At 60.9% G+C, this 26,959-nt stretch carries 24 protein-coding genes; 15 read left to right on the forward strand and 9 right to left on the reverse strand.

From position 1 onward, the window contains the following. Window positions 1-2 precede the first annotated feature (2 nt). Genes cyoB through cyoD form a run of 3 tightly spaced genes read left to right on the forward strand, consistent with a single transcriptional unit; the run spans window position 3 to window position 3,102 of the window. Window positions 3-2,006: a cytochrome o ubiquinol oxidase subunit I gene (gene cyoB, locus FJ950_RS00540; RefSeq protein ID WP_181171056.1), complete on the forward strand. Its 2,004-nt coding sequence runs from the start codon at window positions 3-5 to the stop codon at window positions 2,004-2,006. Further along, window positions 2,003-2,689, forward strand: a complete 687-nt coding sequence (cyoC, locus tag FJ950_RS00545; protein ID WP_140614623.1) for a cytochrome o ubiquinol oxidase subunit III — start codon at window positions 2,003-2,005, stop codon at window positions 2,687-2,689. The genes cyoB and cyoC overlap by 4 nt, the downstream gene beginning before the upstream one ends. Continuing rightward, window positions 2,686-3,102, forward strand: coding sequence for a cytochrome o ubiquinol oxidase subunit IV (cyoD, locus tag FJ950_RS00550; RefSeq protein ID WP_140614624.1), 417 nt, complete (start codon window positions 2,686-2,688; stop codon window positions 3,100-3,102). The genes cyoC and cyoD overlap by 4 nt, the downstream gene beginning before the upstream one ends. 280 nt (window positions 3,103-3,382) lie before the next feature. Here the strand turns inward: cyoD and FJ950_RS00555 are convergent, their stop codons facing one another. Together FJ950_RS00555 and FJ950_RS29410 are read right to left on the reverse strand one after the other, a co-directional pair. Then, window positions 3,383-6,724, reverse strand: a complete 3,342-nt coding sequence (locus tag FJ950_RS00555) for a DEAD/DEAH box helicase (RefSeq protein WP_181171004.1) — start codon at window positions 6,722-6,724, stop codon at window positions 3,383-3,385. A 244-nt stretch (window positions 6,725-6,968) separates the two neighbouring features. Then, entirely contained in the window at window positions 6,969-7,385 is a 417-nt protein-coding gene (locus FJ950_RS29410) for a hypothetical protein (RefSeq protein WP_181171007.1), read from the reverse strand. A 73-nt stretch (window positions 7,386-7,458) separates the two neighbouring features. On the opposite strand from FJ950_RS29410, the gene FJ950_RS00565 reads away from it, so the two are divergent. The 4 genes from FJ950_RS00565 (at window position 7,459) to FJ950_RS29415 (ending at window position 9,770) form a co-directional block, all read left to right on the forward strand. Then, window positions 7,459-8,193 (forward strand): Crp/Fnr family transcriptional regulator, encoded by a 735-nt coding sequence (locus tag FJ950_RS00565; RefSeq protein ID WP_140614625.1) that lies wholly within the window; start codon window positions 7,459-7,461, stop codon window positions 8,191-8,193. A 19-nt stretch (window positions 8,194-8,212) separates the two neighbouring features. After that, complete coding sequence (locus FJ950_RS00570) at window positions 8,213-8,449, forward strand: hypothetical protein (RefSeq protein WP_015316415.1); 237 nt, start codon at window positions 8,213-8,215, stop codon at window positions 8,447-8,449. 377 nt (window positions 8,450-8,826) lie between these two features. Continuing rightward, complete coding sequence (locus FJ950_RS00575; RefSeq protein WP_140614626.1) at window positions 8,827-9,420, forward strand: sigma factor-like helix-turn-helix DNA-binding protein; 594 nt, start codon at window positions 8,827-8,829, stop codon at window positions 9,418-9,420. Window positions 9,421-9,593: 173 nt separating this feature from the next. Next, on the forward strand, window positions 9,594-9,770 hold the full coding sequence (locus FJ950_RS29415; protein ID WP_157163632.1) for a hypothetical protein: 177 nt from the start codon (window positions 9,594-9,596) through the stop codon (window positions 9,768-9,770). A 33-nt stretch (window positions 9,771-9,803) separates the two neighbouring features. Here the strand turns inward: FJ950_RS29415 and FJ950_RS29690 are convergent, their stop codons facing one another. From FJ950_RS29690 to FJ950_RS00600, 5 genes are all read right to left on the reverse strand, one after another. Continuing rightward, entirely contained in the window at window positions 9,804-9,992 is a 189-nt protein-coding gene (locus tag FJ950_RS29690) for a hypothetical protein (protein ID WP_015316413.1), read from the reverse strand. A 117-nt stretch (window positions 9,993-10,109) separates the two neighbouring features. Next, window positions 10,110-10,502: a response regulator gene (locus FJ950_RS00585; protein WP_015316412.1), complete on the reverse strand. Its 393-nt coding sequence runs from the start codon at window positions 10,500-10,502 to the stop codon at window positions 10,110-10,112. A 290-nt stretch (window positions 10,503-10,792) separates the two neighbouring features. Then, complete coding sequence (locus FJ950_RS00590) at window positions 10,793-11,323, reverse strand: DUF1003 domain-containing protein (protein WP_140615395.1); 531 nt, start codon at window positions 11,321-11,323, stop codon at window positions 10,793-10,795. 40 nt (window positions 11,324-11,363) lie between these two features. Then, window positions 11,364-12,389 (reverse strand): alpha/beta hydrolase, encoded by a 1,026-nt coding sequence (locus FJ950_RS00595; protein ID WP_015316410.1) that lies wholly within the window; start codon window positions 12,387-12,389, stop codon window positions 11,364-11,366. 110 nt (window positions 12,390-12,499) lie between these two features. Then, window positions 12,500-13,426 (reverse strand): NAD(P)/FAD-dependent oxidoreductase, encoded by a 927-nt coding sequence (locus tag FJ950_RS00600; protein ID WP_015316409.1) that lies wholly within the window; start codon window positions 13,424-13,426, stop codon window positions 12,500-12,502. Between the two features lie 334 nt (window positions 13,427-13,760). Between FJ950_RS00600 and xth the strand changes: the two genes are divergently transcribed. Continuing rightward, entirely contained in the window at window positions 13,761-14,546 is a 786-nt protein-coding gene (xth, locus tag FJ950_RS00605; RefSeq protein WP_015316408.1) for an exodeoxyribonuclease III, read from the forward strand. Between the two features lie 16 nt (window positions 14,547-14,562). Here the strand turns inward: xth and FJ950_RS00610 are convergent, their stop codons facing one another. Next, window positions 14,563-14,847, reverse strand: coding sequence for a hypothetical protein (locus FJ950_RS00610; RefSeq protein WP_140614627.1), 285 nt, complete (start codon window positions 14,845-14,847; stop codon window positions 14,563-14,565). Between the two features lie 108 nt (window positions 14,848-14,955). Continuing rightward, window positions 14,956-15,198 carry a hypothetical protein gene (locus tag FJ950_RS00615; RefSeq protein WP_015316406.1) on the reverse strand — a complete coding sequence of 81 codons (243 nt, stop codon included), beginning with the start codon at window positions 15,196-15,198 and terminating at the stop codon, window positions 14,956-14,958. 266 nt (window positions 15,199-15,464) lie between these two features. Between FJ950_RS00615 and FJ950_RS00620 the strand changes: the two genes are divergently transcribed. From FJ950_RS00620 to FJ950_RS00645, 7 genes are all read left to right on the forward strand, one after another. Further along, window positions 15,465-18,617: a GAF domain-containing protein gene (locus FJ950_RS00620; protein WP_140615397.1), complete on the forward strand. Its 3,153-nt coding sequence runs from the start codon at window positions 15,465-15,467 to the stop codon at window positions 18,615-18,617. A 247-nt stretch (window positions 18,618-18,864) separates the two neighbouring features. Further along, the gene (locus tag FJ950_RS29420) at window positions 18,865-19,008 is read left to right on the forward strand and encodes a hypothetical protein (protein ID WP_167331116.1); all 144 of its coding nucleotides are present in this window, start codon (window positions 18,865-18,867) and stop codon (window positions 19,006-19,008) included. 334 nt (window positions 19,009-19,342) lie between these two features. After that, window positions 19,343-22,072: an AMP-binding protein gene (locus FJ950_RS00625; RefSeq protein WP_140614628.1), complete on the forward strand. Its 2,730-nt coding sequence runs from the start codon at window positions 19,343-19,345 to the stop codon at window positions 22,070-22,072. Next, window positions 22,069-23,052 carry an NAD(+) synthase gene (gene nadE / locus FJ950_RS00630; RefSeq protein WP_140614629.1) on the forward strand — a complete coding sequence of 328 codons (984 nt, stop codon included), beginning with the start codon at window positions 22,069-22,071 and terminating at the stop codon, window positions 23,050-23,052. Before FJ950_RS00625 ends, nadE begins: the two co-directional genes overlap by 4 nt. A gap of 4 nt (window positions 23,053-23,056) precedes the next feature. Then, on the forward strand, window positions 23,057-25,078 hold the full coding sequence (gene asnB / locus FJ950_RS00635) for an asparagine synthase (glutamine-hydrolyzing) (protein WP_140614630.1): 2,022 nt from the start codon (window positions 23,057-23,059) through the stop codon (window positions 25,076-25,078). Then, window positions 25,075-26,628 carry an AMP-binding protein gene (locus FJ950_RS00640; RefSeq protein ID WP_181171008.1) on the forward strand — a complete coding sequence of 518 codons (1,554 nt, stop codon included), beginning with the start codon at window positions 25,075-25,077 and terminating at the stop codon, window positions 26,626-26,628. The genes asnB and FJ950_RS00640 overlap by 4 nt, the downstream gene beginning before the upstream one ends. 61 nt (window positions 26,629-26,689) lie before the next feature. After that, complete coding sequence (locus FJ950_RS00645; protein WP_023771446.1) at window positions 26,690-26,956, forward strand: acyl carrier protein; 267 nt, start codon at window positions 26,690-26,692, stop codon at window positions 26,954-26,956. Window positions 26,957-26,959: the final 3 nt, after the last annotated feature.

The following is a 26,959-nucleotide window of genomic DNA, read 5'->3' on the forward strand; positions in this document are numbered from 1 at the left end:
CGATGCTCGGCAAGCTCGATTGGTCGGCGATTCCGTTCGACCAACCTATCCCCCTCGGTGCGGCCTTCGCGGTGTTCCTCGCCGCGGCAGCGGTGCTCTGCTGGATAAGTCTCAAGGGATATTGGCCCTATCTGTGGAGCGAGTGGATAACTTCGGTCGACCACAAACGCATCGGCGTGATGTACATCGTGCTCGCGATGCTCATGCTTTTGCGTGGCTTCATCGATGCCATCATGATGCGCACGCAACAGGTGCTGGCCATCCACGGTCCAGGCTATCTTCCGCCCGAGCATTACGACCAGATCTTTTCGGCGCACGGCACGATCATGATCTTCTTCGCGGCAATGCCCTTCATCATCGGACTGATGAATTTCGTCGTGCCACTGCAGCTTGGCATCCGCGATGTCGCCTTTCCGACACTCAACTCGGTCAGCTTCTGGTTGACGGCTACCGGAGCCCTGCTGGTCAACATCTCGCTTGTCATCGGCGAGTTCGCGCGCACCGGCTGGTTGCCCTATGCACCCTTGTCGGAAACCACCTACTCGCCGGGCGTCGGTGTCGACTACTATCTGTGGTCGATCCAGATCTCCGGCGTCGGCACGCTGCTGACCGGCGTGAACCTGGTGACGACCATCCTCAAGATGCGTGCGCCGGGAATGGGGTACCTGCGCATGCCGATGTTCTGCTGGACATCGCTGGCATCCAACCTGCTCATCGTCGCGGCCTTCCCGATCCTCACCGCCACGCTCGCGATGCTGACGCTGGACCGCTATCTCGGCTTCCATTTCTTCACCAACGAAGCCGGGGGAAATCAGATGATGTTCGTCAACCTGATTTGGGCCTGGGGCCATCCCGAGGTCTACATCCTGGTGCTTCCAGCCTTCGGGATTTTTTCCGAGATCTTCTCGACCTTCTCGTCAAAGCCGCTGTTCGGATATCGTTCGATGGTCGCGGCGACGATGTTCATCTGCATCGTCTCGTTCATGGTCTGGCTGCACCATTTCTTCACCATGGGCGCCGGTGCCGACGTCAATGCCGCGTTTGGCATCGCCACCTCGGTCATCGCCGTCGGCACCGGCGTAAAAATCTACAATTGGCTCTTCACCATGTATGGCGGGCGCGTTCGCTTCGACACGCCCATGCTTTGGGCGCTGGCTTTCGTCACCACCTTCACCGTCGGCGGCATGACCGGCGTCCTGCTTGCCGTCCCGCCCGCCGACTTCGTGCTGCACAACTCGCTTTTCCTCGTGGCACATTTCCACAACGTCATCATCTCGGGCGTGCTGTTCGGCGCCTTTGCCGGCTTCACCTACTGGTTCCCCAAGGCATTCGGCTTCCGGTTGCACGAAGCTTGGGGGAAGGCGGCATTTTGGGTCACCTTGGTCGGCTACATGCTGGTCTTCGTGCCACTCTATATCGTCGGCCTGCTTGGCATGACGCGGCGCCTTCAGCACATCGACATGGATCTTTGGGCGCCGTGGCTGGTGGTGGCCGCGTTCGGCGTGCTGGTGATGATTATCGGCGCCGCGCTGCAGATCATGCAGCTGGTGGTTTCGATCCGGCATCGCGACAAGCTTCGCGACGAGACCGGCGACCCGTGGGACGGGCGTTCGCTGGAGTGGTCGACATCCTCCCCTCCGCCCGCCTTCAACTTTGCGTGGCTGCCGCACGTCGAGAACGAAGAACCCTACTGGAGCATCAAGCAGCGGGGGATCGAGGAGCAGGGCGCGGAAACGGAGGCCGCGTACGAGCCTATCGAGATGCCGCGCAACAGCCCGACAGGCTTCGTCACCGCTTTTTTCAGCACGCTGATCGGCTTCGCGCTGATCTGGCACATTTGGTGGCTGGCGATCGTCGGCTTCATCGGCGCCTACGCCACCTTCGTCGTCTTCGCCTGGCGCGATCATGGCGACTACGAGATCCCCGCCGATGAGGTCGCGCGAATAGACCGAAACGGCCGAGCCGCGCGGCTTGCCTTCCTGCGCAGCTGGGAACGTCCGGTATGAGCGATCACGCCTTCACCACCGACATCAGCGCCGACGGCCAGACACGCGACCAATACCGGGTCAATCGCACCGGCAGCCATGGTGCAAGATCCGCGACGGGCCACGGACAGGGCGGCCCTGCGTCGAAGTTCGTCACCGTTGCCTACGGGTTCTGGATCTTTCTGCTGTCCGACATCATCATGTTCTCGGCTTTCTTCGCCGCCTATGCCGTGCTCGCCAAGGCAACCGCCGGCGGACCGACCGGCAAGGATCTGTTCGAACCCACGCGCGTTGCGGTGCAAACGGGCCTTCTGCTCAGTTCAAGCTTCACCTGCGGCTTGGCAACGCTCGCGAGCCACCGCAGATCGATGGCTGCCACCCAGTTCTGGCTGCTGGTTACGGGCCTGCTCGGGGCAGCCTTCCTGCTCCTGGAGGTGCAGGAGTTCGCGGCGATGGCCGGCGAGCAGGCAGGCCCGTCTCGAAGTGCATTTCTTTCAGCCTTTTTCGCACTCGTTGGTTGCCACGGGACCCACGTCGCACTTGGCCTGCTCTGGCTAGGCACCATGATGGCGCAGCTGTGGGTCAAGGGTTTTCGACCCGATATTTTGCGGCGGCTCCACTGCTTCGGGCTCTTCTGGCACGCGCTCGACATCATCTGGGTTGCAATCTTCACCCTGGTTTATCTGTTAGGAGTATCGCCATGACCGAAATCGGGGGCGAGAGCGGGGCCGGCGAGACGCCAGACCGCCGCGATTCAGCGCCGGGCGAGGAACGCATAACCGAGCACGAAATGGCGGGGGGCCTCTCTGGCTACCTGCTCGGCTTCGGCCTGGCCATCCTGCTGACGATTGCTTCGTTCCTGGCGGCTCAGACCAACCTGATCTACCAGCCGGCGGTGATTTCGGCTCTGGTGGTGCTCGCTGTCGCGCAGATGGGGGTGCATCTTGTCTTCTTTCTCCACCTGACGACCGGACCGGACAACACCAACAACGTCCTGGCCCTGGCCTTCGGCGTGCTGATCGTGGCGCTGGTGGTTCTGGGCTCAGTCTGGATCATGGCCCATCTGGATCAGAACATGGCTGCCATGACGGCCCATCAAGCCGGAGTGATGCCTTGAGCGAACCGCACGCCGGACACGGCATTAGCTGACTTTCGCTCGCCTCGTCACGCGTTTCAGGCGGGAACTTTGGTTCGGGCAGCAAGTTCGGACGCCATCGGAGACAACAGGCTCGCGGTAGATGGGCGCCCAGATCAATCACTTCGTCAAGGATATCCTCATCGAGGTCGCCGAAATGCTTCCGGCCGTGACTCAAAGGGAAAGAACGCCGGCTGACGAACTGCCCGTCGAAGCGCCGGACTTTCCCCACGATCTGGAACCGGTGATCCGAGCGAACCCATCATGGGCGGCGCCGCGCCGGCCGGGCTGCACGCAAGGCACCGAGCACCGAGCGGACGGCATCGATACCTGAGCCGCGAGACTGGATCGGGGGCCTGAAAATCAGCCGGCCGTTGCGGAACTCGAAGCCCTGTGCGTTTTTAAAGCGCCATTTTGATGCCACCGGCTTCTTGCGGAAGGTAATCGCGATCCCTTCTGGTCCCACATCGACTTTGCTGATGCCCAGGTCCGCCGCGGCTATGCGCAACCTGGTCAGTTCCAGTAAATCCGCCACTTCGCCGGGCATGTCTCCAAAGCGGTCCTCAAGCTCTTCGCCGAATGCATCGAGGTCCGTCTCGGCAGCCAAACGAGACAGCCTCGCATAGAGGCTGACGCGCACCGTCGGCTCGTTGACGTAACTTTCGGGAAAGGCCCCTTTTCCGGCGCCGTTGATGTCGGCAAGCTGCTTGTCGGTATCGGCCCCTCCCGCAGCCAGCGAGACCGCCCGCTGCAGAAAATGTTGGTAAAGGCCTGCTCCGATCAGCTTCATGTGTCCGGCTTGATCTTCGCCGAAAAGGTCTCCTGCCCCGCGCAGGTCGAGGTCCCTTTGGCTGATCGCAAGGCCGGAGCCAAGCCGATCGAGCGCAATCATGGTCGAAAGTCGGGCTCTTGTGCCTTCGGCCAGTTCGACGCCAGGCTCGGTCAGAAGAAGAGCAATAGCCTGCACCGCCCCCCTTCCGACCCGGCCGCGAAGCTGGTGCAGCTGTGCCAGACCGAACCTGTCCGCTCGCCAGATCAGTATGGTGTTGGCCCGCGGCACGTCGAGGCCGCTCTCGATGATGTCGGTGCTCAACAGGACGTCGCCGTCACCGTCAGCGAACCCGACCATGATGTCGTCCAGTTGTCTCCCTTTCATTTCGCCATGCGCCGTCTTGACCGCGAGTTCCGGCACCAGTCTGTTTAGCTGCAGGCGAACCGGATCGATGTCTTCGATGCGCGGAACCACCAGGAAGCTCTGTCCGCCCCGACGAAACTCGCGCAAAAGAGCGGCTCTTGCCGAAGCTGGATCGAAGGGCGCCAGGATGGTGCGAACGGGACGTCTTTTGGCGGGCGGAGAGTTGAGGACGCTGACCTCCTGGACGCCTGACATCGCCGATTGCAGCGTCCGCGGTATCGGCGTGGCGCTCATGCTCAGCGTATGAAGGCAGGGCGCCATGTTCCGCAGCGCCTGCTTCAACTTGACGCCGAACCGGTGCTCCTCGTCGATCACCAGCAGTCCGAGATTGGCGAAGCTAACGCTCTTGGCCGCCAAGGCCTGGGTACCCACAACCACCGCGACCTGACCGCTCCGCAGCCGCTCCTTCACCGCTCTCGCCTCCGCCGCTCCGACCATTCTCGAGAGGTGGGCGACGTCGAGGCCGGTTCCCGCAAATCTTCTGCTGAACGTCTCGTAGTGCTGACGTGCCAACACCGTTGTCGGCGCTATCACCGCCACCTGCTTCCCGCAGAGGGCCACGGCGGCGCAGGCCCTCAGGGCCACCTCTGTCTTGCCGAAGCCGACGTCGCCGCAGACAAGGCGATTCATTGTTCTCCCCGACGACAGGTCGCCGAGCACGTCGCGGATGGCGGCAGCCTGGTCGGGAGTCTCGGTATAGGGAAACCGCGCCGCGAACCGGGCAAGGTCGGCGCGAGAGGGTTTTATGATCGCGGCAGGCTGGCTGGACCTGGCATTGGCAAGGTCCCTCAAGCGCTTGGCCAGCCTGTCGATATCGCGCAGCGCCGCCTTGCGTCGGTTGAGCCACCCATCGCTGTTCAAGCGATCGAGCGGCACTGCACCGGGTTCCGAGCCGTAGCGCCATATCCGCCCAAACTCATCGACCGGGACCAGCAAGGAAGCTCCGTCCTGATATTCCAGCCTGACGACATCCTGCTGCTGACCGGCCAACTCGACCTGTTCGACCGCCACCAGCGTGGCCAGGCCATGGTCCTCATGGACGACGACGTCGCCAATGCGCAACTCGGGTTCGAGTATGCTGGTGGCCGCGCTGCCGTTTGCTTTCAAGGCGTGGCCAAACAGGTCGGCCGCGGCCAGCACCGCGATGCCAGATTGCTCGTCGACAAAGCCTTCGTCGAGAACGATCTCGGCCTTGAGAAGAGAGCCCCTTGGGGCCGAACGGATCCGCGGCCAGTCCGCCACTTCCCCCATTCGCCGACCAAGCTTCCGATCGAGCAGACGATCGGCTCGCCGCAGTTCGGAGGCCTCGCCCGCGAACGCCACGGTGACACCCGACCTTGTCTGCCTTTCCGCAAATTCGGCGAACCGATCCCCGGATCGCGCCTGCTGGAAGAATTTGGGAACTCGCGCGGCAGAAACGGCGAGACTCGTGCCGTGGCGTTTACGGACTGCGACGTCCCATTCTTGACGCGACAGGTAAAACTGTTCCGGCAAGGGTTTGGCGGGCGCGGCAACCTCCTGCCTTGCACCACGAGCATCTTCGATCAGGCCCAGGAAGCGGTCGAGCGGCGCGCCTTCGAGACCTTCCGCGATGGAGACACAGGCGCCGGATGCCACATCGAAGACCGACGGCATGCTGCCGTACAACGCGACGAGGCGTTCTTCCATCGACGTCGCGCGCATCGCTGCCAACTCGGGATGATCCCCCGTTGCGAAAATCAGCTCGGATGCCGGCCCAACCGTGACCGACTCGCGCGACTGTTCGCTAAGCTGGCTGATGGGGTCATAGGTCTTGAGTTCCCGGATGCAGCTATCTGTACCGATGACGACGCGAACCGGGTGATCGGCGCCAGCAGGGAATATGTCCATGAGGTCGCCCCGAAAGGCTATCTCGCCCGGTTCGTCGACCCTTTCGTCGACACCGTATCCAATCGCCTCTGCTCTCGTTCGGAAACCATCCGGGTCGAACTCTTGTCCGAGTTCCAGAATTGTAAAACCGCCAGCAATGACTGGTGCGGGCGGCACCCGCTGGAGAGTAGTCTCGATCGACAGAACCACGATGCGCGGACGTTTTGGCTCGCTCGCGATCTCACGCAGAGCGCGAAGCCTCCGCCCCATATTGGCGCGTGTCGGCCATACCCTGTCGTAAGGCAGGCAATCCCAGGACGGCAGGAAGATGACGTCCGCGCTCGGCAGAAACTGACGCAAAGCCGCAGCGGTCTCTTCGGCACTGCGTTCCGAGGCGGCTATATGGACAATATGCTTGTTTGGACCGCTCTCAAGGGAGTCGGCCAGCGCCGCCGCGATTGCGGCGGAAGGCGAGGCGCCCTGGTCTCTCGCGAGGTCCCCATCATTCGACGGGTGATCCATTTCTTCGATGATTTCCGTCCGCGAAATGGGTCTGTTCACTGAGGTCTCACCTTGCCACCGTCGAGAACGTCAGTGGGACCACTCCGTTCCTGAGGCGCGGATTAAAGTGTTGCAGGCAGTGGCAGCGCGCGCGGTCTTGCGTTCTTATCTGGCGACGCGCCAAAGATGCGCCTCTCGATGAGCCGCTTCTGTTGGCAGCGGTGCCGTCGCGGACGATGGCCGTTTAGCGACCATCCTTCCAGACCTCCCGGAAAGCTTGAACGAACTCGTAATAGCGCGGGCGCTACGTGTCAGCCTTGCCGACCAGCGGGCTAGAATGGCCGCCTTGCTCGGAGACCTGGTTAGAATTCGTTTGGAAATCAGAGACGCCGCCGCCGTCCACGCTCATATAAGAGGCACCGTGGGCCTGTGGCTTCAGGAGCTTCGCTTCCCGGACCAAGGACGACCAATTGAGCCCTAGCAGGGCTATCAGTTCGCGGGCGTCTTTTTCGCTGACGCTGGTTTCCTTGATCAGGCGATCAATGAAAGCTGTCTGAGGCTCATCCATGGCGAACTCCCCGAAGAGTCCGACGTAACCGCGAATGCCTACCCTACGTTCCGGCGGAGCGGCGTTAGGTATGAAAACGTACAAAGCCGTGGGTGCGTTTGTTCCATGGGCCGCGGTTTTGATCGCGCCTTTGGCAAACCAGGTCCTGCTCATTCGGATTTCACCGCCATCCGGAACTTTTGGCCGGGATAAAAGTTCGGTGGGCAAAATCAGCTAGGTAGCCATTTTGTCCCCCACTTCATCCTCGGATGTACTTATCCGCAAGCTTCAGACCATCTCGGACATTCGAGAAGCTGAAATCGCGGTTTTGAAAAGCATACCGATTCAGGAGAAAGATTTTTCCGCCAACCACGACCTGGTGCGTGAGGGTGACCATCCTGTTTACTCGTTTGTCGTCCTGGATGGTTTGGTCGGGTCCACCAAATACACAAGCGAAGGAAAGCGACAGATCACGTCTTTCTTCGTGGCCGGAGACATTCCCGATCTGCACGGGCTGCATCTGTCGGTCATGGATTGTAATTTCTCGACCATGACGCCGGCCCGAGTGGGCTTCATGCGACACGATGTTCTACGCAGCATCTGTGACCAGCACCCTCGCATCGCCACCGCTTTCTGGCGGTCGACGCTGATCGACGCCGCGATGTACAGGGAGTGGGTCACCAACGTTGGAAGACGTGAGGCTTACACCCGCATGGCTCACATTTTGTGCGAACTCATATTTCGCTTGCGGGCGGTCGGACGCATTCAGGATCACATTGCGGATATTCCCATAACCCAAGCCGCACTTGGCGACGCATTGGGTTTGTCGACGGTCCACGTCAACCGAATGCTTCAGGAACTACGACGTGAAGGCCTGATCGCCACCACGGGGTCGAGAATGCATGCAATCGACTGGCCCGGCCTCACTCACGCAGGGGATTTCGACACGACTTACCTGCATCAAAAGAACCCGGCAGATTAGTGGTGACGGAAGCTCTCCCATGGCACGATTTTTCTTTGACACCGGCGATCGCGATTTGGTCTTGCAGGATGAGATAGGTGTCGAATGCGCTGGCCTGGAAGAGGTGCGCCGAGTCGGATTCGAGGGCCTTATCGATCTTACGAGAGACGCATTGAAAAGCGTCGACGGCCAGAAATTGTTTGTCGAGGTGCGTGATGAAAATGGCGACAAGGTTCTGCGGCTAAGCCTCTCGCTTCAGATCAAATTGATGAGATGAATTCGGCCGATTTTCGCGCCATTATCGGATCAGCCCCCCACCCAACCAGCTTCAACATGGCCATCGGACTGCATCGAGCGAGAACTCTCGAAGGGCCGCGAGCCATAGATCACTCAGTGCTCGGTCATGGAGTAGATCCATGAATGCAAGTGGGTGGGCGCTTTAATCTATGTAAGTGCGCCTAGTCGGCGACCGGATTAATTGGGTCTGTGCGTGCCGGGGGACAATGCACCCTTGCTCGCACGCAGGACCCTGCTGATGACGGGCCCGAGTATCAGCCTGGAGCAAAACATGACAATTGTCGCTTCTTGGACCCTTCATCCCACCAGATCAGACCGACACGAAAGAAGGTCCCATGTCTCTGGAGGATCGGTGTGATGGCTGACCACCGTCGCAAGCTCAACGCGTCCGATCCGGCGCTTGCGGAGCAGACACAGCCCGCTACCGACCCTGGCGGATCGTCCTTGCCAGGTTCTGGCGAACAGACGAACCTGGTAGACCTTGTTCCCGCATTGCGGGCATTCGCACGTTCGCTCAGCGGCAGCATCGACGAAGCTGACAATCTTGTCCGAGAAACACTGGTCAAAGGGATTGCAGATCTCGATGGTCTTGACGGAAGCCGGGTAAAGCCCTGGATCTTCGCCACCATGCGTAGGGCTTCCTTGGCCAGGCTTGAAGGCACAGCCCCCCAGCCTCGAGGACCGGCGAGCTGCTTGTCAGAACCTTTTGCCACGGACACACAGGAACAGATGGAAGCCGGCCCAAGGATAGCGCATGCCATTGACGTCCTGGCGGATCCGGAGCGGCAGGCCATCGTTCTGGTTTGCATGCTCGGACTGTCCTATGAAGACGCCGCCGACATCTGCGATTGCGACACAGCCACCATCAAGGGCCGGATACAGGATGCGAGGACAAGAATGGCTGTCCTGTCGGGTGTCCCGGCGGAAGCCACGCCTGAAATATCGAATTGATGGTGAGCAAAGCGCGGCAGTGTTCAACGCAAAAAATTCGGAATGCCTATCAGGCAGCCACGCATCACTTGCCCTGAGATAGCCTATAGCTCAACCGCCGGTTTGTTATCCATGACAGGGAACCATGAGGGGATCCGCCGAGTTCGACCCTCGGACAAGCTCGGGTTCCCAACATGGAAGAAATCGGCAAGGCGCAACAGAAGGCCATAGCCCGTCTCATACGTCAGTGGATTGCATCGGACGCCAGCCGTCGCCAGCTTCGCCAGTTGCTGGACCTACCGACCGATGCGGACATGCCGCGCGAGCATCGGTCGTTGCTCGACGAACTCGACCGAAAGCTCGACGAATAAATGCATGCTTGCCGAGACACGGACGCTCAGTCGTCATCTTCCCAGCGGCTGCCGGGACAGCTGTTCAAGCTCGTTCTCGTCCGTGATCCCGGCTTGGTAGTAAGCAAGGATGCGCGATGCGCGCCGTTCTCTCTCGGCTTCAGTCTCGTTCTTGAGATTGCTGCGTGCAAGAACACGGCTCAGTACGGCAAGTTCCGATGGGGTATAGGCATCCCTATGCATTTCATCCCGCCCATGCACTGCAAGAAACCTACAATAAGGATTCTCCGGCGCGCCCTAACGCTGGTCGGGACAGAATGTTCCATGGATTTTCGTGGAAGGAGAAAAAGCTTATCAGCGCTAGATGTGAGTTTCTGGGGCTTGCCGAGCGTTTAAAAGCTGCGAAACGGCGGTTATGATTTGCGGCAGAAAGAAGGGCTTGGTGATCATAATGCTGTTGGGCACTCCTTCCGCTCCCCAGTGTACCGCGCTGTCGCCGCTCATATAGACAACTGGGATGGTCGAGTTGGACCTACGCAAATGCCGGGCGATCTCCCACCCGGATTGTCCCGGCCCCAAACGGATGTCGGTGAGCACGGCCTTGAACCTGGTGGGATCGGGGTCGAAGGCCGCCAGCGCCTCGGCAGCATTTCGAACGCCGACGACCTGAAAGCCAGCCTCCTCCAAAGCTGACTCGAGGTCGAGCAGTATCATCGTCTCGTCTTCGACGATCAGAACAACGCCATCGCTCATCCGGGATATCCCCAAGTCGCCACCGCTACTACGATCTCGGCGTCAACTTGGTTCCATATGACACGCATCGGCCTGTTGTCACCGCGACCTCGCGGCGGAGTCATGAGAAGCCCGCCTCGGAAAGCCGAGACGGGCTGAAGCTGCTTCGACAGCCTCGAAGGCCAAGACAAGGGAGGATTGTAGGCCCGCGACCGAACCTTGAAGTGCAGCGAATGTTCCTCTGGATGTAGGCTCTTATTCGATTAGCCTCCGCGGCAGCCCGCCTCCAATGCGGGGCATTTCGTTTTTGCTCAAGATTTCTCCTGATCTCCAGAAGCTTGCTGGATTTCCGTCATCACCTGCCGGGGATCGACATTCTCGGCCAGTTGCGGCAGCTCCTGATCGGCCGGTGTGGAGACATTGAGGCGCTCCGTCAAAGCAGCCACCATTTCGATGAGCCTCGTGGTTTCGTGCTCGTTGAGAAGGCTGATCTGCAGATCCAGCTCCGCTCGGCGCTCGCTGTGTTCGGCCATTCTGTTTTGGTTGATCAGCACGAAGGTGGACAGGAAGATCGCCTCGACCGAAGCCACCATGGCCAGGATCACAAAAGTTGGGTCCCAAGCTGGGACGGCCGGTATCAGGCCAAGGTTCGCAAGGATCCAGGCGACCAGAATTGCGAGATGCAAATAGACAAAAGGCATGCTTCCCGCGAAGCGCGAAATGATGCCGGCAATTCGCACCTGAACGCCTTGGTGCTCCTCCTGTTGTCGCCTGTGGTCGACCAGAGCCTGTATGTTCTGCTGAAGGACCGACCGCATGTCGGCGGGATGCTGACCGTTCATCTTTGAAAGCCCGGTTTGGCCAATGTCATCCGAGCGTTGCTCATCGCCCGCCTGGCACGTCCGGCGAGGCTGCACCGCCTGAACTCGCGGGCTCATGGCCGCCGGTCTCTTCAGACGAGGAGTGCCGTCCTGCAATCGTGTCCACCATGGCGATCACCGCCCCCGGGGCGCTCTGATGAACCATATGGCCGGCGCCCTCAACGACGTCGAGGAGGGACCCACCAACCTCCGCATGCAGGCGTCGTGCCTCCCCCTCGGCGTCGAACAGCCGGTCTCCAGAACCCGCCAGGATGCCTGTCGGGACACCAATGTCCGTGTAGCTGGCCTTCGTCAGCAGGGCCGCCGCCAGCATCGATGCCGATTCCGAACACACCGCCCGCAGTTGGGAAGGGCGGCTGGCGATATCTTTTGCGAGAACGGCGAAGTCGGCAGCGACATCCGCTGGGTGGAAGATCTTCTGCATCGTCCAAGGCCAGGCAAGCCTCACAAGCACCGGCAGCAAGGTGTGGCGAAACGCGGTGCCGACGAATGGCAGAGCCGGGAGGGCGGCCAGCGCAAGATCAAGCCGCGGCGGCGGATAGTAATAGCCGGAGACCAGCACGACGCCGGCAACCGAACGAGAATGCCTGCGCGCCAATTCGAGGGCTACCCAAGCGCCCCACGAATGTCCAAGCACGATGTAGTTCTCGATACCCAGCCTGCCGGCGGCGGCATGTATGAGATCGGCTTGGTCGCGGGCAGACCACCGCCGGCCGCGCGACCGCGTGCTTCGCCCGAAGCCCGGCCGATCAAATGCGAGTACCCGATAGGTTTTTGCCGCCTGATCGAAGATGCCGCTCGACTTGAAATCCTGTGCCATGGATCCGTTTCCATGCAGCAGAATGAGCGGCATGCCGGTGCCGGCTTCGATAAAATGCAGGCGAAGACCGTCAACCTCCATGACATGGCCGTGCGCCCGGCCAACAAGCGCACGTTTGGCGCGGGTGTGATTGTACCCGGCAAGTGCCGACAATGCAGCGATGAGCAGCACGGTCGATAGCTTCGGTCCATCCCTGTCGAACGCCATGCCCATGCCTGCCAGCAACTGCCCTGCCCGGTGCCCTGCCTGCCCAAACCTTCGGAGTGGCGGCTTGTTCCGCTGGACAAAGACGACGCTTTGTAGCCGGCTCAAACGGCCTAGGCGGTAAGCTCTCTATGGGCATGGGACGCGGCGATGGCAGCTTGTCCAAACGCGACCGCAATCTGATTCAGCGCTTTCACAACGTCGCCGATGGCGTACATGCCGGCGACGGAAGTCTGCTGGTGCTCATCGACCGTGACGTAGCCCTCCGCGCAACATCTCGCGCCGACGGCCAGGGCGAGGTGCGAGCGCACCTTGCATCCCAAGGCCGCGTAGACTGCATCGAAGCGGCAGGTCGCTCCATCCTGCAAAATCGCCGCACAACCGTCAGCAGCCGGGCTGAGCCTGTCGAGAGTGTGACGGATGACTATCCCTCTTTCGCCCGCCGCGCGACGCGTGCTGGTTGAAAAGTCCGATGCATGGGTCCCCAGCATCGTTACGTGTGGTGTGAATCGGCTGAGGAAAATGGCCTCGTGCAAGGCTCTGTCACCCTGCCCCACGACCGCTATCTTCCGGTCGATCACCTCATATCCGTCGCACACCGGACAAAGCCGAACGACACCGGCCGCGATTGCCTCCGCCAAGCGGGGCAATTCGGGTGTCGTGTCGACAATCCCGGTCGACAGGAAAACCTTACGCGCGCGGATTGCGCCGATCGAGGTCTCAGCATCAAAGCCTCCCTCGCCAGCGGCCAGCGAAAACACCTGCCCCCGCATCAAGGTTGCTCCGTACAAGCTCGCGTGGCGGCCAAGCCGATCGAGAAGGTCGGGGCCACTTATCCCTTCGGGAAAGCCCGGACAATTATGGCTCTTCGGGATCAGAGCGGCACGGGGCTGGCCGGCATCGACCACCAGCACGCGATGGCGAAAACGGGCGAGATATTGGGCTGCGGTCAGTCCCGCTGGCCCGCCTCCGACGATCAGCACATCTTCAGCGTCGGCGAGCGGGTGACCGGCATGGCTTTCACCGCAGGTTTGCTTCATCAGCGGCGAACTATCTGGTTCGTTCGATGTTCCAGCACGACACGCGGAGAGACCGCATAAGCCCGGCCGGCTTCAGCCGCAGCCAGAGAGCTTCGATCTCGTTGTCACACCGGTCCTGCTCGGCGTCGAAACCTTCTTACCGCTTCGGGGTTAATCCTGACGGACAAGGTGAGCACCTGCGAAACACAACCGTTGACCTCGTCCTCAAACGACGTCGGGCGGCTCGCAGGCCATGAATGATATGAGTGAAGAGCTGAGGCCGCCGACAAAGGGCGCTGCCGAACTCGCTCAAACGGGGAGCGCCGTTTTATGAATGGATGCCTCAAGGCTTCAGATGATCCGGGTCGCCACCTTTAACGTAAACGGCGTCAACGGTCGATTGCCGGTTCTACTCAAATGGCTGGGTGAGACGCACCACGACATCATCTGTCTCCAGGAATTGAAAACATCGGACGAAAAGTTTCCTGCCGATGCCATCAGCAACGCCGGCTACGGGGCGATATGGCACGGACAGAAGTCGTACAACGGCGTAGCCATTCTCGCTCGGGGCAAGCAGCCGCATGAGCGTCGGCGCGGGTTGCCCGGTGACGCCGATGACACGCATAGCCGTTACATCGAGGCGGAGATCGACGGTCTCGTCGTTGGTTGCCTATACCTGCCCAACGGCAACCCGGCGCCTGGTCCGAAGTTCGACTATAAGCTCCGCTGGTTCGAGCGGCTGATCGACTACGGACGGCTCCTGATCAAGGACGCGCCCGCCAGCCTGCTTTGCGGCGACTACAACGTGGTGCCGGCGCCGATCGACGCCGCGGTTCCGGCACGATGGCTGGGCGACGCCGTCTACTTCCCGGAGAGCCGACAGGCTTACGCCGACCTGCTTGCCGATGGCTGGACCGATGCCGTCAGGCTGATCCGTCCCGAGAGAGGCGTCTATACCTACTGGAATTTTTCCTATCGGGGCGGTTACGACCGCAGCTCCGGCCTTCGCATGGACCATCTTCTCGTGAGCCCCTCGCTCACGAACAGGCTGGCCGGCGCGGGCGTGGATGAGACGGTACGGGGATGGGACAAGCCAAGCGATCACGCGCCAGCCTGGATCGAACTCGACTGGCCCCGGTGAACCGAGACATCGGGCTTCAGCCAGACCGCATGACGCCAGGTTCGTCCGCCTCTCTTAATCGTTGCGAATCCTCGGGGGCGGCGACCAGATCCTGGAATCCAAGTGTGACGACGAGATAACCCGCCTCGTCGTAGACTTTCGTCACCCAGTTGGTCGGGTCCGCGCCATCGATAATTCCGTCAAGCATGGCCTCCTTGGCTGCGCGCTTCGCCTCTTTGATGGCCTCATCCCGATCAGCCATGTCGGCGAAGATTGCAGGCTGGGACATGCCTTCGATAAACTCGAAGCGAAATTTCGGCATCGATCCCTCCTGTCGGTGGTGATAACGGATCGGCCATTGCTGGCAGGGTGACGGTCAACGCCACCGTTTCGAAAAGGATGCACCGATTGTGCGTGCCTGAACCGGAGGTCAGGCAGCGTTGCTGGCTTCCGTTTGCCAGTCGTCCTGCCAACGCGCGCGCACGGCAATCATCAGCATGGCCGATTCCGTGATCCCGGTCTGGAACAGCCTGATCAGCTCTCTCGCGATGGAGTGAGCCGCCGCGGTGTCCGGCAAAATGGCAAACTCCTGGCACATCGCGTCGAAGACCGCGCGAAGCGTGTCCAGGTCATTCGGGTAGAGGGTATCCGTGCGAATGGGTCGGTCAAGCATCAAGCGTCTCCAAACGAGCGAGAGTGCGATGGTCTCCCAAGCAGCGGAGCCCGTTACATGCCCGCTGACCTCTCGCTTATGCGGCACAGCGCACGACGTGTCGCTAACCTATGATGGACCGAGGCAAGTTCGCGCACAAAAGATCCAATTGCGTATAGCGACGCGGCTAGCGCCACGCCCAATGGAAGCCGCACGACCGCGTGCGGGCCGCAATGGAACTCTTGGCCGTCAACTGCATTATCCAGTCCGGGCAAAACGGGGGCGATATGGGGGTCACTTCAGGCGATCGTCAATCTGAACTGCAGCGCTTCGAGCTGTTGGCGGCGCTGGGCGACCGGATTCGCGAGATTACTGATCCTGCCGAACTGGCCCACGCTGCCGCGGAACTGGTAGGGAGACATTTCGATGTCAGCCGAGCCGGATACGGCACGATCGATCTTGAGAAAGAAACCATCACGATCGAGAGGGATTGGAACGCGCCAGGCATCAAAAGCCTGGCTGGGACCCTGAATTTCAGGAACTACGGCTCGTATATCGAGGACTTGAAGCGGGGCGACACCGTTGTCTTCGAAAATGCCGAGACAGACCCGCGAACAAGGGATCATGCAGAGGCTCTCAAAGCCATCAGCGCCCAATCCGTCATCAACATGCCGGTTACCGAGCATGGCGGTTTGGTGGCGCTGCTATACCTGAACCACTCCGCGCCCAGACGCTGGGCCAAGGAGGAGGTTGCCCTTATTTCGGAAGTGGCGGACCGGACGCGTACCGCCATCGAGCGGCTTCGCGCTGAGCGAGCGCTGCGTGAGAACGCCGAACGCCTGGCTTTTCTCGACCGTCTTGGAAGGGAGATTGCCCTCGCGGCCGACGCCGACGCCGTCATGGCGATCACCACTCGTCTGTTGGGCGAACATCTTGCCGTCTCGATTTGCGCCTACGCCGACATGGAGCAGGACCGGGACCATTTCACCATCCGTGGCGACTGGAGCGCACCCGGCTCGCCCAGCATCAGAGGGTACTACAGTCTTACCGATTTTGGTCGCCTGGCGGTCACCAATCTCAGCGCCAATCGGCCGCTCATCATCAACAACAACCTCGAGGAAATCGCGCCCGAGGAGGCAAAGACCTTTCAGGACATCGGCATAACGGCAACCATCTGCATGCCCTTGGTAAAACAGGGCCGGCTGACCGCCCTGATGGCCATTCACGACAAGCAGCCCCGCGTCTGGTCACAGCGCGAACTGTCCTTGCTGACGGAGGTGACGGAGCGGTCCTGGGCTCACATCGAGCGCGTTCGCTCGGAACAGGCGGCCCGGGCCAGTGAGGAGCGCCTCCGGCTTGCCACGGACGCAGCCGCTATCGGGACCTGGGACTACGATCCCGTCACCAAGGCGCTGCGGTGGGATGACCGGTGCAAAGCCCTTTTCGGCCTCCCGCCAGACGCGGAGGTAACATATGAAAGCGCGTTCCTGGCGGGTATTCATCCAGAAGATCGGGCCCGCGCCGACGAGGCCGTACGCCAGGCGCTCGCGCCGGGCACGTCTTCCCGCTACGACATCGAATATCGGACGGTCGGCTTGCACGACGGCAAGGAACGCTGGATTGCGGCAGCGGGCGAGTCGCTTTTCCAGTCAGGGCGCGCGGTCCGCTTCATTGGTACCGTCATGGATATCACCGCGCGAAAGCGGGTGGAGCATCAGCTTCAGATGATGAACGTCACCGCTGCCGCGGTAGCGGCCGAGCTCGACGTGGAGCGGATTGTTCAAACGGTAACTGATGCCGGCGTAGCGCTGTCGGGCGCACAATTCGGAGCTTTCTTCTACAATGTGATCGACGACAAGGGCGACAGCTACATGCTCTACGCCCTGTCGGGCGCACCTCGCTCCGCGTTCGAAAATTTTCCAATGCCTCGCAACACGGCGGTGTTCGACCCCACTTTCCGCGGGACAAGCGTGGTGCGCTCCGACGACATCCTCGCCGACCCCCGCTACGGCAAGAACTGGCCCCGCAAGGGAATGCCGGAGGGCCATCTGCCAGTGCGTTCCTATCTTGCGGTACCGGTCGTCTCGCGTTCGGGAGAGGTGCTGGGCGGCCTCTTCTTTGGTCATGCAGAGATCGGCGTCTTCGCCGAACAGCAAGAGAAGGCCTTGCTGGGGCTTGCGGGCCATGCCGCGACGGCAATCGACAATTCTCGACTGTTCAAGGCGCTGCAGACGCTCAATGGCACCCTTGAACAACGTGTCATGGACGAAGTCGCCGAACGCACCAGAGCAGAAGAGCACCTGCGGCAGGCCCAGAAGATGGAAGCTGTCGGACAGCTTACCGGTGGCATCGCGCACGACTTCAACAATATGCTGGCTGTCATCATCGGCGGACTGAACCTTGTGCAGCGCAAGCTCAGAAACGGCGATACCAACGTCCACCAGTTCGTGACCGGCGCGATCGATGGAGCCCAACGTGCTGCAGAACTTACCAAGCGGCTGCTTGCCTTCTCTCGCCAGCAACCTCTGGCGCCCAAGCGCCTGAATCCAAATCGCCTCGTCTCGGATATGAGTGAATTGCTGAGCCGGACGCTTGGGGAGACAATCCAAATCGAGACCGTGCTCGCCGCGGGACTTTGGCATGTGGAAGTCGACGCAGGGCAGCTGGAAAGCGCGTTGCTCAACCTTTGCGTCAACGCGCGGGATGCCATGCCCGCTGGTGGAAGGCTGACCATCGAGACATCCAATGCCCATGTCGACGACCGGTATGCGAGAGAAAACGCAATACCCTCCGGCCAGTATGTGATGATAGCTGTCACGGACACCGGAACCGGCATGACCGCTGACGTGTTGGCCAGAGCCTTCGATCCGTTCTTCACCACAAAGGGGGTTGGCAAAGGCACCGGGCTGGGGCTCAGCCAGGTTTATGGATTTGTTCGCCAGTCCGGCGGCAGCGTCAAGATCTATTCCGAGCAGGGTATCGGAACCACTTTGAAAATCTATCTGCCGCGCTCGCACGGCGACGTGGTCGACAGCCCGGCCGAGTCCGTGGCGGGCGAGCACCCCGGCAGTGAGGACGAGATCATCATGGTTGTCGAGGATGAAGATCGCGTCCGGCTGATGGCTGCGGAGGCGCTGCGGGAACTGGGCTATTCCGTGTTGGAAATGCAAGGGCCGCGGGACGCGCTGGCGGCCGTCGCAAGCGGGCAAGTGCCGTCGCTTCTGTTCACTGACGTCGTCATGCCGGAGATGTCCGGCCGGGAACTGGTGGATCAGGTCAAGAGCATGCACCCGTCGCTAAAAGTGCTCTACACCACCGGCTACACACGAAACGCGATTGTCCACAACGGCACACTTGATTTTGGAACGGAGCTTTTAACCAAGCCCTACACGATTGACGAATTGGCAGAGAAGATCCGTAAGGTGCTGGATCGCAAGTGAATGGTCACTGTCCGAGGCACACCAATCCCTCTCCGCTTCAGTTACTTTACGGGACGCCGCGCTTGGGCGGAATTGATGCCTTCGGCAAGACAACTGCCGTACCGCAGAGGCTATTGGGGCTTCGTGCACCCAACAGTGAAACCTTTTCCCTACTCGCAGCTTGTTTGCGACACCGGAGGAAACGATCGTGTCAAGGCGAGATGGAGAAATGGGGGATCAACCGACCAAGAGGCGTCGTACACGTCCCTTGAAGGGCGAGGACGCGGAGGTCCGGCATGTCGTCGAAACGCATGACCTGTCGCCCGCTCAGGCAAGGGAGCTGGTACGTCGCCACGGCAACGATTGGCGCAAGATCGATGAGGCGGCGAAGTCATACAAGGACAGCACCTGACGGAAGCCTCCAGGTCTCTCGGGAAGACGCTAAATCCTATTTACAGCAGCGGCTCATCTCGCCTGACAGGCTTGTTCGAGAGCCCGCGATTTCCAATTGAAAAAGAAAGCCCACTGCCTCGGGGGAGTGCAGCGGGCGATCGGCTAGGAGTTGAGGGGACATCTCCACGCTGGGTAAACAACAGATCAACAGCGGATCGGTTCCAACGCTGCGCCCGTGGCAAGGAAACCCGACGCCTAATCTCTTTCCGTGCCTTGTTCATCATCAGAATGATCGATGAATTCCCCCTCTTGCAAGCTCATAACCGGGTATCAACCGTAAACCCAGGCAAGCCATGCTCCCGGCGTATTTGAATGCACCAGCAGCGGATCAGGACCATCACCAGGATTCTCGGCCCTCCCGCAGATGGATAGACGTCCCGGCCTACGCCCTGGATCAAGGTGGCCCGGCGCTGCGCCTTCATCAGAAGTTGGGCCCGGCATTTGCAGATGTCGGGATTGCCGATCAGCTCAAGAAAGTCACGGCCCAATATTCCGAAAAAGCCGCTGTGCATGACGGCGTGAATCAACTGTCGTACTTCGAGCTTGCAACTGCCGTCGAAGTCCTGTCCCGCCGGATCGCTGCCGTCGTTCCCGTGGGGCAGCCGATCGGAATTTATCAACCAAACTCCGTCTGGTACATCGTTGCTGTCCTGGCGAGCATGGCGGCGGGAAGGATTTCGGTTCCCCTCAACGCCCGGGACCCAATCGCCCGTGTCAACGAGATTGTCGGCGTCGCGCGGCTCCGCGCCATTCTTGGCGTTGGACACCGGCATGCGGGTTTACCCGAGGACATCCGCTGGATCGATGTGACTGCCAGCCCCGCGTCGACGGCGCCGCTGTCATCGACGCAATTGCCTGCCGTATCCGTCGATGCACCGGCGATGGTTCTTTACACGTCTGGCAGCACCGGATCTCCAAAGGGCATAGTCAACAGCCAGCGCAGCCTGCTCTGGCGGGTGCACCAATATGCCGATGCGTGTCACATCAATTCCGACGATGTCTTCCTCCCCTTGACCGGGCCGGCCACCATAGCCGGATGTCGAGAAATCCTGACTTCGGTCCTGTGCGGCGCCACTTTGCATATGGTCGACGTGGAAGCGATCGGCCTGCGTGCGGTTCGCGAGCGAATGCAGCAGGTTGGCGCGACGCTTACTTACCTCGTGCCCGCGCTGCTTCGCGCCCTCATGGCCAATGCCCCCGCCGATGCGTTCGGGTCGCTCAGGGTGGTCCGCGTCGGCGGCGAGAAAGTGCTTTGGACCGACATTGCCCTTTTGCGAAAGGCGATTCCTGCTCATTGCCTCGTACAGATCGGCTACTCGTCAACCGAGACGACCGGGTCACAATGGTTTCTGCCTCGCGTTCAACCAAAGAACCAAACGTCCGTGCCGGTCGGCCGGCTCTTGCCAGGAATAGCTTTTGCGATCGTCAACGAGGACGGTGACAGCGTACCGCGGGGCGGAAGCGGGGAACTCGTCATCAAGAGCCCCTACGTCTTGCTCGGCCACTGGGAAAACGGCACCGTCATCCCTGCCGAGGCGGATCCCGATGATCCAAGTCAACGGATATTCGCGACCGGCGATCTCGTCCAATTGGACAATCGGGGCCTGCTGAGGATCGTCGGCCGCAAGGGGCGGCAGATAAAGATCAACGGTCGGCGCATCGAGCCGGCCGAAGTCGAGAGTATCCTGCGCTCCGCCTCGTCAGTCGAGGATGCGGTGACGATCGTGACCGAGGCCAACGAACTGGTCGCTTTCGCGATCCCCAGGAATTCCGCCGGTCCGGCCTTCGCCGACGACCTTCGCCAGCTGCTTGCAAAGACGCTGCCGCCGCCACTGCGCCCGCTGCGGCTCCACAGGGTAGAGGACATTCCGCGCCTGGCAGGCGGAAAAATAGATGTGGCGAAACTCGGGAAAATGGATCTTCTGGCCAAGAAGCCTACCCAAGTTGCCGATCCACCGATTTCAGGCAGCGATCTCAAGGCCCATCAAGCAGTGCAGAATGCCTGGACCAGGGTCCTCAACACGCGGGCAGCCGTCGGGCGATGGGATGAAGCGGGAGGGGACTCGCTGAAGCTGCTCCACTGCGTCATGGAGATCGAGAACGAAATCGGCCAGGAACTGGATCTTGAGGCATTTACCGTCGGGATGAGCGCCGAAGCGATGGTCAGCGCGGTCGCGTCCGCACAAGCCGGCAATGCGCCCGATCATGGGCTGGAGCATGATCGGCCTTTTCTCTTTCTGTTTCCCGGCTCCGTGGGCTATGGGCCTAGTCTTGCAGCCTTCGCCTCAGCCATGGGCAAAGTCGCAACGGTCCGTCCGATAAGATATCCCAACCTCGCGACGATTCTCAGCGGCCAGAACGATCTTGCCGCCATGGTGGACGCCGCGCTTGAACAGATCAACCGCATCCAGCCGTCGGGCCATGTAAGGCTTCTCGGCCACTCGCTCGGCGGAGCCGTCGCATTCGAAGTTGCCGTGCGCCTGCTGAAGGAGGGAAGGTCCGTCAAGTTTGTCGGTATCCTCGACACCAGCCTGGCTGGCGAGCGGAGCCGTCCGTGGGAGACAATCACCCGCACCTTGCGTCGGGTCCGGTCCAACCGCATGTCACCCTATCGAATGGCCTGCCGTGTTTTGGCGAAGCTCACGGTCAAGGTCGGCCAGGAAGCTCGTCTTGCCCAAGCCATCGACCACTTTTCCCGAGGACAATTCAACGCAACCAGCTTCCGCATCAAGCTGGAGTTGCAGGAAGTCTTGCGTGCGCAGGCCTTCTTCCGTTGGTTGGAGCAGCCAAGAACGGTGCTCCCGATCACCGGAACGCTGTTCCGTTGCGCGCGACCGGGAATGCCTCTTGCCATCGGATGGGATCGGGTGTTCGCGGACCTGCAGGTCATCCCGATTGCCGGCAACCACATTGATCTGGTCGTCGAGCCTCACATCGGCGTCAATCGTCCGCTGATCGAGGAGGCGGTCGCTCGCACTTATTCGCCGGCCGAGTCTTCAACCATGAAAGGCAGCTTCGCGTGACTTCGCGGTTCGGCAAGGATGTTCTGGCACTGGATGCGGCCGCGGAGGTCGACCGCATCGTAGCATCCGTGCGCGAGCAGGTATTGGTCACGCTCCGCCGGCGCGGAGTGGTGGTCGGGCTCTCAGGCGGCATCGACAGTTCGGTGGTCGCGTCGTTGTGCGTGGCTGCCTTCGGCAAGGACAGGGTGCTCGGGATCTTCATGCCGGAGCGTGACTCGTCCGGGGACTCGCTGAGGCTGGGGCGCGTTATCGCCGGTCAGCTGGGCATCGACACCATCGCCGAGGACATTGCGCCGGCGCTCGACGCCATCGGTGCCTATAGCCGGCAGATAGAGGCCATTCGCACCGTTGTTCCGGACTACGGTGAAGGGTGGAAATGCAAGCTGGTGCTGACCTCGGTGCTGGAGAGCAAAGGCCTCAATATCACCCGTCTCACCGTTCAGGATCCCCAGGGGAAGATCGATACCGTGCGCCTGTCAGGAGCGGCCTATCTGCAGATAGTGGCCGCGACCAATTACAAGCAGCGCATTCGCAAGATGACTGAGTACTATCACGCGGACCGTCTCGGCTATGCGGTGGCGGGCACGCCTAACCGGCTCGAATATGATCAGGGTTTTTTCGTCAAGCAAGGCGACGGAATCGCTGACCTGATGCCGATCGTCCACCTCTACAAGACGCAGGTCTATCAACTGGCGGAATATCTCGGTGTGGACGGGGAGATCCGGCGCAGGCCGCCGACGACCGACACCTTCTCCATGGCGCAGAGCCAGGAGGAGTTCTACTTCGCCCTGCCCTATCATCAGACGGACCTATGCCTCTACGGCGTGAACCATGGCATCTGCGCCGATGATGTCGCTGATGTTGCCGGGTTGTCACCAGACGAGGTCCAGAAGGTCTTCAAGGATATCGAAGCCAAGCGTCGAGCGGCGCGCTATCTGCACGCCCAGCCTTTGCCTTCGGTGCCAATGACGGTGGACTGAACGGATGTGCGGGATCGCCGGAATTGTCGCGCTGAGCGCCACTGCCCCACCTCCTTCGCGGGAAGCGCTGTTGCGTATGGTGGGCGCGCTTGCACACCGCGGACCCGACGAGCGGGGGCTGTATCGCGACCGACGCGCGGGTTTGGCGCATGCCCGCCTGTCCGTGGTCGACCTGCTGCACGGCCAGCAGCCACTCGCCGACGTGAGCGGCCTGACATGGATCGTCTTCAACGGTGAAATCTTCAACTACGTCGAATTGCGCGACAAGTTGATCGCGCTTGGTCACCGCTTCCGCACGCGTAGCGACACGGAAGTCGTGCTCAATGCTTACCAGGCCTGGGGCCAGGCCGCCTTTGAGCGGATGAATGGTCAATGGGCAGTCGCGATATGGGACTCTGCTGCCGGCCGCCTGATCCTGTCGCGTGACCGCTACGGCATCTGCCCGCTGTATTATTGCGAGCACGGCGGCCGCGTCTTCTTTGCAAGCGAAGTCAAAGCCATTTTCGCTGCGGAAATGGCCATTCCTCGCGCCTTTGATCCGACAGGAATCGATCAGACGTTTACATTCTGGACGGTGATCCCGCCGCAGAGCGTCTTCGAAGGCGTCAAGGAACTGCAGCCTGGACATATCCGACTCTATGAAGGTCGCGTGGCACGGGAGACGGCCTTCTGGGAGCCGCATTATCCGCGAATTTCCGCTTCGGACCCTGAATGGTTCAGCGGCTCGTGCGACGATGCCGTCGAGGCGATCCGCGGTGCGCTCGAAGCCGCGACGGCGCTGCGGATGGTGCAGGCCGACGTGCCGGTGGGTTGCTATTTGTCCGGTGGGCTCGACAGCTCGCTTGTCGCGGCGCTTGGGAGACGTTTCGCGGGGGAGCGCTTCCAGACATTCTCCTTGCGTTTTGCCGACGAGGAATACGACGAGACCTATTTCCAGCGCCTGGTCGCCGCCGCCACCGCGAGCGAGCACCACGAGGTGGTGATTTCCCGCCGCGACATTGCAGCGGTTTTTCCCGAGGTCGTCTACCACGCCGAGCGGCCAATCCTGAGGACGGCCCCGGCCCCGCTCTTCCTTCTGTCCAAGTTGGTCCGCGAGCGCGGCATCAAGGTTGTGCTGACAGGGGAAGGCGCCGACGAGATGTTCGCCGGCTACGACCTTTTCCGCGAAGGCAAGGTTCGCCGCTTCTGGGGGCGTCAACCTGCTTCGAGCCGGCGTGCGCGACTGCTTGAGCGACTCTACCCCTATCTGTCGCGCTCACCGGTTCACCAACAGGCCATGGCGCGACAGTTCTTCGGGCGCGATCTTCATGCCTGCGACAGGCCCGGCTTTGCACATGACACGCGGTGGCGCACCACAAGCGCCATCAAGCGCCTATTCTGCCCCGACATGCGCGGCGCCTCGCAGCACCGCAATGCGGTCTCCGAACTGCTCGCCCCTCTCCCCGCCGAATTTTCGCGATGGAGCTTCCTTGCCCAGGACCAGTATCTCGAAATCCGAACGCTGATGTCGGGCTACCTGCTCTCCTCGCAGGGCGACAGGATGCTGATGGCACACTCGGTCGAGGGACGCTTCCCCTATCTCGACGACGATGTCGTGGCGCTCGCGAATTCGCTTCCGGATGCTTACAAGTTGCGCATCCTCGACGAAAAGCACGTGCTCAAGCGAGTGGCGCAGCCGATCGTGCCACCGCAAGTCGTTGCCCGCACGAAGCAGCCCTACAGGGCGCCAAATGCGCTTAGTTTCGTTGGTCATGATGCACCAGATTACATTCGCGAAGCACTGTCGGACACGGCATTGCGCGCGGCAAATGTCTTCGATCCGAAATCGGTGGCTTTCCTGCTTGGAAAGTGCCGGTCCAAGGCCGGCGACGGCGATCTCTCCAACTCCGACAACATGGCACTGGTCGGCGTGTTGTCGACCCAGCTTCTGCATCAGCAGTTCATCGCGAGCCGCCCACGCGGAGCGGACAAAGCCGAGCTCAGGATCGACGTTGATCACGAACAGCGGGAAAGGGTCCTGGCATGATCCACGGCGCCGTACCACTCCTGCAGGACTACCTCATCCATTCCGCCGGCCGGCTTGGCGGCAAGGTCGCGTTGGTGGCCGGCAAGCAACGCGTCACCTACGCGGAGATCGATGAGCGCTCCGACAGGATCGCGCATTTCCTGGCCGCGGCCGGCGTCGAGCGCGGCGACCGCGTCATGATCTTCGCCGACAATACGGTCGAAACCGTCGTCAGCTTCTGGGCGGTGCTCAAGGCGAACGCCGTGGTCTGCATCGTCAACCCGCTTACGAAAAGCGAGAAGCTTCATTACCTGCTCAACGATTGCCTGCCAGCGGCGCTGATCACGGACAGCCATCTGCACTCGATATTCTCCCAGCCGTCGCGCGACTGTCACTCGCTGCGGGCGGTGATTGTCTCTGGGCCGGTCGACGAGGCCGAGTTCAACCGATTGCCGCACGCCGTGCGTTGGGACACGATCATCGAAAGACCTTCTGTTGCGCCGCCGCGCAAATCGATCGACATCGATCTCGCCGCCATCGTCTACACCTCCGGATCCACCGGCGAACCCAAGGGGGTCATGTTGACGCACGGCAACATGACTGCCGCGTGCGCATCGATCGCCTCCTATCTGGAGCTGCGTGAGGATGAGGTGATCCTCAACGTTCTGCCCCTCGCCTTCGACTACGGGCTCTATCAGATGATCATGGCCTTTCGCACCGGCGCACGGCTCGTCCTCGAACGCTCCTTCGCTTTTCCGGCGCAGATCCTTCAGGTGATCAAGGACGAGCAGATCACAGGCTTTCCGGGCGTGCCCACGATCTTCGCGGCGCTTGCGGAGCTCAGATCGCTGAAGAGCAACGATTTCGCGAGCATCCGCTATGTCACCAATACGGCGGCCGCCCTGCCGCTCAAGCAGATTGCCATGCTCAGGGAGCTGTTTTCGGGCGCACGCATCTATTCCATGTACGGCCTCACCGAATGCAAACGCTGCAGCTATCTGCCGCCCGACGATCTCGGGCGAAAGCCCCTCAGCGTAGGCATTGCCATTCCCAACACAGAAGTGTGGATCGTCGACGAGAGTGGCAGGCGGGTCGGTCCGGGCGTCGTTGGCCAACTTGTAGTCCGCGGCGCAACGGTGATGAAAGGCTATTGGGGCAAGCCAGAGGCCACGGCAAGGAAGCTGAAGCCGGGGCCGCTGCCGGGCGAGCAGGTCCTCTACACGGGCGACTACTGCCGGATGGACGCTGAAGGCTATTTGTACTTCGTCGGCCGTGGTGACGAGATCATAAAATCACGAGGCGAAAAGGTCGCTCCCAAAGAGGTGGAAAGCGTGCTGATGGACGTCCCTGGGGTGAAGGAAGCCGCGGTCATCGGTGTTCCCGACGACCTCCTCGGGCAAGCGGTCAAAGCATTCGTCGTCATCGAGCAGGGAAGAATTGTCGGCGAAAGGCAGCTCCTGATGGAGTGCCGGAAACGGCTGGAGAGTTTCATGGTGCCAAAGACCATCGTCATCGTGCCTAGCCTGCCGATGACCGATACCGGAAAACTCAAGAAAGCGGCCCTGTCGTAGATTGTTTCAGATGCGCGATCGCAAGTCGCCTTTGCAATGGAGGATGGATTAGATGGATTCCATGATATCGGCCGCGGAAAGCGACGACATCCATATCAACCAGATCCGCAGCTTCCTGGCCTCGAATTTCTACATCGCGGACGTCAAGGCGCTATCCCTCACCGCATCATTGCTCGATCAGGGGATCGTCGACTCGACCGGAGTGCTCGAGGTGATCGGGTTCATCGAAGAGACTTTCGGCATCACAGTGGAAGACAGTGAACTCCTGCCGGAAAACCTCGATTCGATTCAAGGAATCGCGCGGTTCATCGTTCGCAAGAAGAAATGATCT

Source organism: Mesorhizobium sp. B2-3-14, from assembly GCF_006442175.1.
In the GTDB taxonomy this organism is placed as follows: Bacteria; Pseudomonadota; Alphaproteobacteria; order Rhizobiales; family Rhizobiaceae; genus Mesorhizobium; species Mesorhizobium australicum.

Excerpts from the sequence above, each read along its gene's own strand:
- cyoB (WP_181171056.1), top strand. The coding sequence starts at position 3 with ATGCTCGGCAAGCTCGATTGGTCGGCGATTCCGTTCGACCAACCTATC.
- cyoC (WP_140614623.1), top strand. The coding sequence starts at position 2,003 with ATGAGCGATCACGCCTTCACCACCGACATCAGCGCCGACGGCCAGACA.
- cyoD (WP_140614624.1), top strand. The coding sequence starts at position 2,686 with ATGACCGAAATCGGGGGCGAGAGCGGGGCCGGCGAGACGCCAGACCGC.
- FJ950_RS29410 (WP_181171007.1), bottom strand. The coding sequence starts at position 7,385 with ATGAGCAGGACCTGGTTTGCCAAAGGCGCGATCAAAACCGCGGCCCAT.
- FJ950_RS00570 (WP_015316415.1), top strand. The coding sequence starts at position 8,213 with ATGGCACGATTTTTCTTTGACACCGGCGATCGCGATTTGGTCTTGCAG.
- FJ950_RS00575 (WP_140614626.1), top strand. The coding sequence starts at position 8,827 with ATGGCTGACCACCGTCGCAAGCTCAACGCGTCCGATCCGGCGCTTGCG.
- FJ950_RS29415 (WP_157163632.1), top strand. The coding sequence starts at position 9,594 with ATGGAAGAAATCGGCAAGGCGCAACAGAAGGCCATAGCCCGTCTCATA.
- FJ950_RS29690 (WP_015316413.1), bottom strand. The coding sequence starts at position 9,992 with ATGCATAGGGATGCCTATACCCCATCGGAACTTGCCGTACTGAGCCGT.
- FJ950_RS00585 (WP_015316412.1), bottom strand. The coding sequence starts at position 10,502 with ATGAGCGATGGCGTTGTTCTGATCGTCGAAGACGAGACGATGATACTG.
- FJ950_RS00590 (WP_140615395.1), bottom strand. The coding sequence starts at position 11,323 with ATGAACGGTCAGCATCCCGCCGACATGCGGTCGGTCCTTCAGCAGAAC.
- FJ950_RS00595 (WP_015316410.1), bottom strand. The coding sequence starts at position 12,389 with ATGGCGTTCGACAGGGATGGACCGAAGCTATCGACCGTGCTGCTCATC.
- FJ950_RS00600 (WP_015316409.1), bottom strand. The coding sequence starts at position 13,426 with ATGAAGCAAACCTGCGGTGAAAGCCATGCCGGTCACCCGCTCGCCGAC.
- xth (WP_015316408.1), top strand. The coding sequence starts at position 13,761 with ATGATCCGGGTCGCCACCTTTAACGTAAACGGCGTCAACGGTCGATTG.
- FJ950_RS00610 (WP_140614627.1), bottom strand. The coding sequence starts at position 14,847 with ATGCCGAAATTTCGCTTCGAGTTTATCGAAGGCATGTCCCAGCCTGCA.
- FJ950_RS00615 (WP_015316406.1), bottom strand. The coding sequence starts at position 15,198 with ATGCTTGACCGACCCATTCGCACGGATACCCTCTACCCGAATGACCTG.
- FJ950_RS00620 (WP_140615397.1), top strand. The coding sequence starts at position 15,465 with ATGGGGGTCACTTCAGGCGATCGTCAATCTGAACTGCAGCGCTTCGAG.
- FJ950_RS00625 (WP_140614628.1), top strand. The coding sequence starts at position 19,343 with ATGCTCCCGGCGTATTTGAATGCACCAGCAGCGGATCAGGACCATCAC.
- asnB (WP_140614630.1), top strand. The coding sequence starts at position 23,057 with ATGTGCGGGATCGCCGGAATTGTCGCGCTGAGCGCCACTGCCCCACCT.
- FJ950_RS00640 (WP_181171008.1), top strand. The coding sequence starts at position 25,075 with ATGATCCACGGCGCCGTACCACTCCTGCAGGACTACCTCATCCATTCC.
- FJ950_RS00645 (WP_023771446.1), top strand. The coding sequence starts at position 26,690 with ATGATATCGGCCGCGGAAAGCGACGACATCCATATCAACCAGATCCGC.